This is a genomic window from Paenibacillus sp. J22R67, from assembly GCF_059692175.1.
The window spans coordinates 38,121-45,096 of record NZ_JCAUAX010000022.1; the positions used below are offsets into that span (position 1 = coordinate 38,121).

At 51.1% G+C, this 6,976-nt stretch carries 7 protein-coding genes and 1 rRNA gene; all 8 read left to right on the plus strand.

From position 1 onward, the window contains the following. Positions 1–9: 9 nt before the first annotated feature. Positions 10–1,431, plus strand: a complete 1,422-nt coding sequence (locus AC58VC_RS36810) for an ethanolamine ammonia-lyase reactivating factor EutA (RefSeq protein WP_497376434.1) — start codon at positions 10–12, stop codon at positions 1,429–1,431. Then, positions 1,428–2,789 carry an ethanolamine ammonia-lyase subunit EutB gene (locus AC58VC_RS36815; protein WP_497376427.1) on the plus strand — a complete coding sequence of 454 codons (1,362 nt, stop codon included), beginning with the start codon at positions 1,428–1,430 and terminating at the stop codon, positions 2,787–2,789. Before AC58VC_RS36810 ends, AC58VC_RS36815 begins: the two co-directional genes overlap by 4 nt. A 13-nt stretch (positions 2,790–2,802) precedes the next feature. Continuing rightward, entirely contained in the window at positions 2,803–3,669 is an 867-nt protein-coding gene (gene eutC, locus AC58VC_RS36820) for an ethanolamine ammonia-lyase subunit EutC (RefSeq protein WP_497376428.1), read from the plus strand. Positions 3,670–3,710: 41 nt separating this feature from the next. Further along, on the plus strand, positions 3,711–3,839 hold the full coding sequence (locus tag AC58VC_RS36825) for a hypothetical protein (protein ID WP_477499179.1): 129 nt from the start codon (positions 3,711–3,713) through the stop codon (positions 3,837–3,839). A 45-nt stretch (positions 3,840–3,884) separates the two neighbouring features. Then, positions 3,885–5,408, plus strand: coding sequence for an amino acid permease (locus AC58VC_RS36830; protein WP_497376429.1), 1,524 nt, complete (start codon positions 3,885–3,887; stop codon positions 5,406–5,408). A gap of 86 nt (positions 5,409–5,494) precedes the next feature. Continuing rightward, positions 5,495–6,253, plus strand: coding sequence for a YwmB family TATA-box binding protein (locus tag AC58VC_RS36835; RefSeq protein WP_497376430.1), 759 nt, complete (start codon positions 5,495–5,497; stop codon positions 6,251–6,253). 46 nt (positions 6,254–6,299) lie between these two features. After that, a complete protein-coding gene (locus tag AC58VC_RS36840; RefSeq protein WP_497376431.1) occupies positions 6,300–6,512 on the plus strand; it encodes a hypothetical protein in 213 nt (70 codons plus the stop codon). Between the two features lie 369 nt (positions 6,513–6,881). Continuing rightward, positions 6,882–6,976, plus strand: a 16S ribosomal RNA gene (locus AC58VC_RS36845); the annotation flags it as partial.

Below are 6,976 nucleotides of genomic sequence, written 5' to 3' on the forward strand. Positions count from 1 at the left end.
ACGACGAAGATGGTGATTTCCCGGCTGAAAATCGTACGCTCCTCTGGCGTGCTCAGCTTGCCGCGCTTCCAGATTGCGGAGCGGGAGCTGCTGTACGCAAGCCCGATTTACAGCACTCCGCTCCTCAGCAGCGATGAGATCCACGCGGAGCACATTTGGGCCATCGTGGCTCAGGAGTACGAGCAGGCCGGTATCCGGCCAGCGGATATCAAATCCGGCGCCGTCATCATTACGGGCGAGACGGCGAACAAAACCAACGCGCAACACATCCTCCACCTGCTCGCAGAACGAGCGGGAGATTTCGTCGTCGCGACAGCAGGCGCGGACCTCGAGGGGCTGCTCGCTGGCAAAGGCGCCGGCGCAGAGCAGCGCTCCTTGCAGCTTCGAGGCGCGGTCGTCAACATTGATATCGGCGGCGGGACGGCGAATGCGGCGATTTTTCATCGCGGCAAGCTGCTCGGCACGGTGGCCTTTCATGTTGGCGGCAGGCTGATCCGGATCGACTCGACCGGCACGATCCTTGAGGTGTCGCCGTCGATACGCCCTTGGCTGCAAAGGGCTGGCTACGCCGTTCAGCCAGGCGACAGGTTGAGCCTGCTGCAGCTGAACGAGATCTGCATGGCCATGTGCCGCTGCTTCATGGACTATTTAAGCGGCCGCGATTCATGCGCGGAGCTAGCAGCTTTAATGATCGGACCACCGCTAGCCGCCATCCCTTCTATAGAAGAGTGGATGGTCTCTGGCGGCATCGGTCAGCTGATGACGCAGATGTCACCGCAGAGTTTGGCTGACGCGGCGCTGTACCAAGATATAGGCCCGCTGCTCGCTCGCGCCTGGAAAGAGCTAGCCGCCGGGTACCCCGCTCGCCAGATCCAAGCGGATCAGACGGTCAGGGCGACCGTCATCGGCGCAGGGATGCAGAGCACGGAAATCAGCGGCGCGACGGTGCATTTGGATGCATCGCTGCTGCCGATTCGCAACTTGCCCGTGCTCAAGCTTGAGCTTTCGCCGCAGCTGCTAGTCCAAGGCGGTGGGCTTGCAGACCAGTTTGACACCCTCATGAGAAGTGGCGGAAGCTTATTCTCTCTAGATCGTTCGCCTCCGTTTGGACTTGCGTTATCCGGGACGCACAACATAACCTATCCAACCCTTCAATACATAGCCGATCAGTTGTATGCGAGTTTTATTCATCATTTTCCTCAAAGCGAAGTTATAGTCGTCATTTGTGAAACGGATATCGCCAAGGCGCTCGGCCAATCCCTCTCGAGACGCTGTGATCAGCGTCCGAAAATCATTTGCATCGATCAGATCCGTGTAGAGCACGGGGATTATATCGATTTGGGCGAGCCGATTTCCGGCATCATGATTCCCGTGGTGGTCAAAACGTTGGCCTTCCAAGGCAAAGATAGAGGGGAGGAGAGCCGCCAATGAATTTGAAAACGACGCTGCTCGGGACGACTTTTCAGTTCAAAGATTTGAAAGAAGTGATGGCCAAAGCGAATGAAGAGAAGTCCGGCGACCAGCTCGCGGGCATTTCCGCGCAGGATGCGAAGGAAAGAATCGCCGCCAAAGAGGTGCTCGCCGATTTGACGCTGGCGGATATTCGCAACCACCCTCTGCTGCCTCCGGAGACCGATGAAGTTTCACGGGTCATCGAGGATGCTTTGAATGAGAAAATCTATTCCGAGGTGCGGAATTGGACGGTGGCGGAGCTGCGAGAGTATTTGCTGCGTCAAGAGACAGAGAATCAAGAAATCCGCCGGCTTTCCCGAGGCTTAACGAGTGAGATGGTCGCCGCGGCTGCCAAACTGATGACGAACCTGGATCTGGTGCAGGCTGCCTCCAAGATGGAGGTCACGAGCCATTGCAACATCACCATCGGTCAAAAAGGCGTACTCGCCGGGAGGGCTCAGCCCAATCACCCTACAGATAATATTCAGGGCATTAAAGCGGCTCTTTTTGAAGCTTTAAGTTACGGCATTGGCGATGCGGTGATCGGCATCAATCCCGTGATTGATTCGGCGGATAGCGTGAAGCACATTTTGCAGATGACCAAAGAGGTCATGGAGAAATGGCAGATCCCTACGCAGAACTGCGTTTTGGCGCATATCAAAACCCAGATGCGCGCTATTCGTCAGGGCGCCCCTGCGGACATGGTGTTTCAAAGCTTGGCAGGAACGGAAGACGGCAATAAAGCTTTTGGCATCGACGTCGCTCTGCTGGATGAAGCGGATGAGCTTATAACGCGAGAGGGTACCGGAACAGGGCCGAATGTGTGGTATTTTGAAACGGGTCAGGGCTCTGAGCTGTCCGCGGAAGCGCATCACGGTATCGATCAGGTCACGCTGGAGTCGCGCTGTTACGGGCTTGCCCGAAAATATAAGCCGTTTATCGTTAACACGGTGGTTGGTTTCATCGGGCCTGAGTATTTATATGACAGCAAACAGGTTATTCGCGCCGGGCTGGAGGACCATTTCATGGGCAAGCTGCAGGGGCTGCCTATGGGCGTGGATGTTTGCTATACCAACCATATGAAGGCGGATCAGAATGATATGGACAATTTGGCTGTGCTGCTTTCCGCCGCAGGTGTCAACTATTTGATTGGTGTAGCCATGGCCGACGACTGCATGCTCAACTATCAGTCGACCAGCTATCACGATATCGCTACTTTGCGGGAATTAATGAGGCTGCGGCCGGCTCCGGCTTTTGAACAATGGCTGGTTCGAATGGGCATCATGGAAAATGGCCGACTAACGCCACTTGCGGGAGACCCGAGTCTATTTATGTGAAAGAGGTGTAGTGATGAACCAATCTGTCCCCATCGATGCGCTGGTGGATATGGTGATGGCAGAGCTTGAGAAGAAGCTGTCCGTTCCTGTATCAAAAGGGGAAGAGTTCCTGCCGTCCGATCCTCCAGATCTCCCTATTCCTGCAGATGAAGAGCCGCAGTCGTATGTGCCGAGTCCCAGATGGGAGGAAGGGATGAACGAGCTGCTGTCCAGCACACCTTCGCGAATCGGCGTTTGGCGGACGGGCACAAGGGCGCTGACCAAAGAAGTGTTGAAATTCCGCCGTGACCATGCAGCAGCTGTCGATTCCATCTATGGCCAAGCAAGTCCAGCGCTTTTGGATCAATTCGGTTTATTTGCCGTAGAAACGCGCTATGAGAACACGGAAAACTACTTAAAGCGCCCCGACATGGGACGTATTGTTACAGATGAGGGAATCGCCCTTATTCAGCAAAAGTGCAAGATGCATCCACAGGTTCAGATCGTTGTGTCTGATGGGCTTAGCGCCAACGCGGTAGATGCTAATCTCGCCGACGTGTATCCTTCGCTTCTTGACTCGCTAAGTGCTTATAAGTTATCCACAGGTACTCCGTTTTTTGTGCGAGGCGGACGGGTTGCCGTCATGGATCACATTGGCGAAATCTTGCAGCCGGATGTGCTCGTGCTTTTGATCGGAGAACGGCCTGGGCTTGTTTCGTCCAAATCATTGAGTGCCTATATCTGTTATAGACCGCGGAAAGGCACGGTAGAGAGCGACCGAACAGTCATTTCCAATATTCATCGCGGGGGCACACCTCCTCTGGAAGGCGGCGCGCATATCGGCACCCTCGTACACAAAATGCTCGAACAAAAGACGAGTGGTGTTAACCTTGACATCTGAATCTGATCAAGCAAGTCATTCGGTGAAGGAGGTGGGGCGGAATGGGACTGGCGATTGGCATCGTAATCGTTGTGATCACGTGTTTGTTTGCGGGGTGGATCGTTAGCATCGCGAACAAGAGCATTCGGGAGTTCGATGAAAGCAAGCATGAAAGCTTCTTGGGGAAATGAGACTTGGCTGTACAAATCGTATGGAATGGATGAGGAGGAGTAAAGATGAGCTTATCTTCCAATCATCAGGACAAAGACAAAAGTGATTTGAACAAGTTCGGTTATGCCCAGGAGCTGCTGCGCAGTATGGGCGGATTTTCCAATTTTGCGATCTCATTCTCCATCATTTCCATTCTGACTGGCGCTGTATCTTTATATGGTCACGGATTAACCTATGGCGGAGCGGGCATGATGGGCTTCGGCTGGCCGATCGTCGCGTTTTTTGTGATGTGTGTTGCGGCTGTCATGGCTGAGCTGGCATCGGCTATTCCGACAGCAGGTGCTTTGTACCACTGGGCTGCTATCTTGAAAAACAAACGCTGGGGCTGGTACACCGCCTGGATCAACCTCATCGGCCAAATCGGCATTGTCGCCGGCATCGATTATTCCGTCGCGCTGTTCGCTGACCCTCTGATCGCGAGCGTCTTCGGTTATGAATCGAGCAATACAACGGTGCTGATTTGCTTCTCGGTCATTTTGCTTACGCATGGTATCCTCAATCACATCGGCATCCGGATCGTTGCGAAGCTTAACGACTTCTCCGCCTGGTACCATATCGCTGTGGTGGCGGTGTTGGTTTTGTCTCTGGCCTTTTTCACCAAAGGCAGCCTAAATCCGGTCTCGTATTTGTTCCAAGTAGGCGAAACCTTTTCCGATAAACCTTACATGTTGGCCTTTCTGATCGGACTTTTGCAGGCTCAGTGGACGTTTACAGGCTATGACGCTTCGGCGCATACCATTGAAGAAACGATTAATCCGCGTGTGCGCGCGCCTTGGGGGATTTTCACATCTGTCGCTTATTCCTTTGTCATAGGTTTCATTATGCTTGCTTTTGTCACCTTGTCCATCAAGGATGCTAGCGCTGCTGCTGGTTCCAGCAATGCGTTCATCTATGTCATCAGCGAAGCGCTTGGCGGTACGTTCGGTTCCGTCATTTTGTGGCTAGTCACAGCTGCGATGTGGTTCTGCGGACTTGCGTCCATCACCTCTTTTTCCCGCATGATGTATGCTTTCTCGAGGGATAGAGGGATGCCGCTGAGCACACAATGGGCGCAAATTTCAAAAAAATACCGGACCCCGGCCAAAGCCATCTGGCTGGCTATCATCCTGTCCTTCCTGCTTGCTTTCATCGACTATCTCATCAAAATGGTGAACCCGGATGCCACGTATACGACGATAGCGTTCCTAACAGCAGTTAGTGTTGTAGGACTTTATGTCGCCTATGGTATTCCCATTTACTTGAAGCTTCGGGCCAAAGCCGAAGGTAGATTTCAAGATAAGCATCTTGGGCCTTGGAATCTCGGAAAATACAGCAATGTGATCTCGGTTGTCGCGCTGCTCTGGATTCTCTTTATCTGTGTCATCATGGTTATCCCTCCGAACCAAATGGCTGGTTACGCCGTAGCGGGAATGCTCATTCTCCTGGTCATTATGGATTTATCCTACTATAACAAGCACTTCCTTGGCCCGCAGGCCGCTCTTAACAAGTCTATGGAGGAGATTTTGCGCCGGGAAAAAGAGTTAGAATAGACTTCATCATAATTGGTTTAGCATTTGATAGATTTGGGCATCCTTTTACTAGAGTTGAAGATTCTAGTGAAGAGGTGCCTTTTTATATGCAGAAAAGTTGGATTAACGCCATTATTGCAGTTTCTATTATCGGTATTATTTTTGGCTGGGTTCGGCATGCAGATGCTCGCAGCGGGCAAGAAGCGCTTCAACTCTTGAACACTGTGAAACCGTACATGATGAATGAGCAGCAAATTACTTTCAAATATACGGGCTATTACGGAACTTGCGCTGGCAGCGATCGGAGCATACTCCAAACCGGCAAAAAGCTTTCTCTAGCCTTTGATATCCCGCAAGAAGATCAATTAAGCGAGTCGAACTCCCATGCGGTGTATACAGCGCGAATGGAGATTGCTCCCGGCACAGTTGTTACTTTAACAGTTGCAAGTCCAGCCGGATCAAATGGCTGCTACACAGTGCTGAAATTAGATGCATCTGAACAAGCGGATCAATCGGAGCTTATGAATTGGCAGGAGCAAGCTGGCGATCAATTAAAGAAATTAGGCATCCAAGGACAATGGAATGTGATGGTGCAAGGCTATGTTAACGAGCAGGAGCAGGTACTGTCTGGGACAAATAGTGCCAACGACCTGGCTCAAGCAGTAGCGCAAGCTTTTAAGGGCAAAACAGTAGAGAGTTATAGCGATTCGAAGACGATTAGCTTGTCTCTGGCTTCTAATGAGTTTCAAACTTCCATCCAAAGCGGTAAGCAAACAGTGAATCTGCAGCTTGCTCTGCATCAGGAATCAACGACAGGCAAATGGCGGCTGACAGCAGGTACACCGATTATCACTATGGAGTACTAGTTCTCTATACATATATGAACGGCAAATAACCTCAAGGAGTGAAGGTATGTCAACGATTATGAAACCAGTCATCCCAAGTGTGATTGCTGAATCCATTGAAAGCTTACGACGAGAGGGATGGGCAGACGACGATTTCTTCAACTTTCCGAAGTATGATGATGAATCACCGGAAGCTCGCATTCTGTTCCATTTCTTTCGAAATAATCGCGTAACGTTCGCCGCGGCGATCGTCAACAGCTATACCGTGTATGATGGATAAAAGATGACTAGGCACTTGCTCAAGCAGCGGGTGTTTTTTATTATAAAAATGGAAAAATAAAACAAGTTGCATTCCACTTGTTGGACATGTTATATTGTCATTCCGGCCGCAAGAATGCCGCGAAATAAGCAAGAAAAAGCAGCTCGAAAAAAGAAATAAAAAAAGAGTTGCACAATGAAAAATAGTATGGTATATTACTTTTCGCTGCTTCGGTAACACGGCAGAGAACGAAAGTAAATTGATCTTTGAAAACTGAACAACGAGTGAGTAAGCACAGTCGAGTAATCGACTATAAATGAGATGAATAATCTCGCTAGCAAGTCAATGAGCTATTAAGCTTTCAGATATAAGGACGAGCAATCGTCAACTATTATGGAGAGTTTGATCCTGGCTCAGGACGAACGCTGGCGGCGTGCCTAATACATGCAAGTCGAGCGGAGCACTTCGGTGCTTAGCGGCGGACG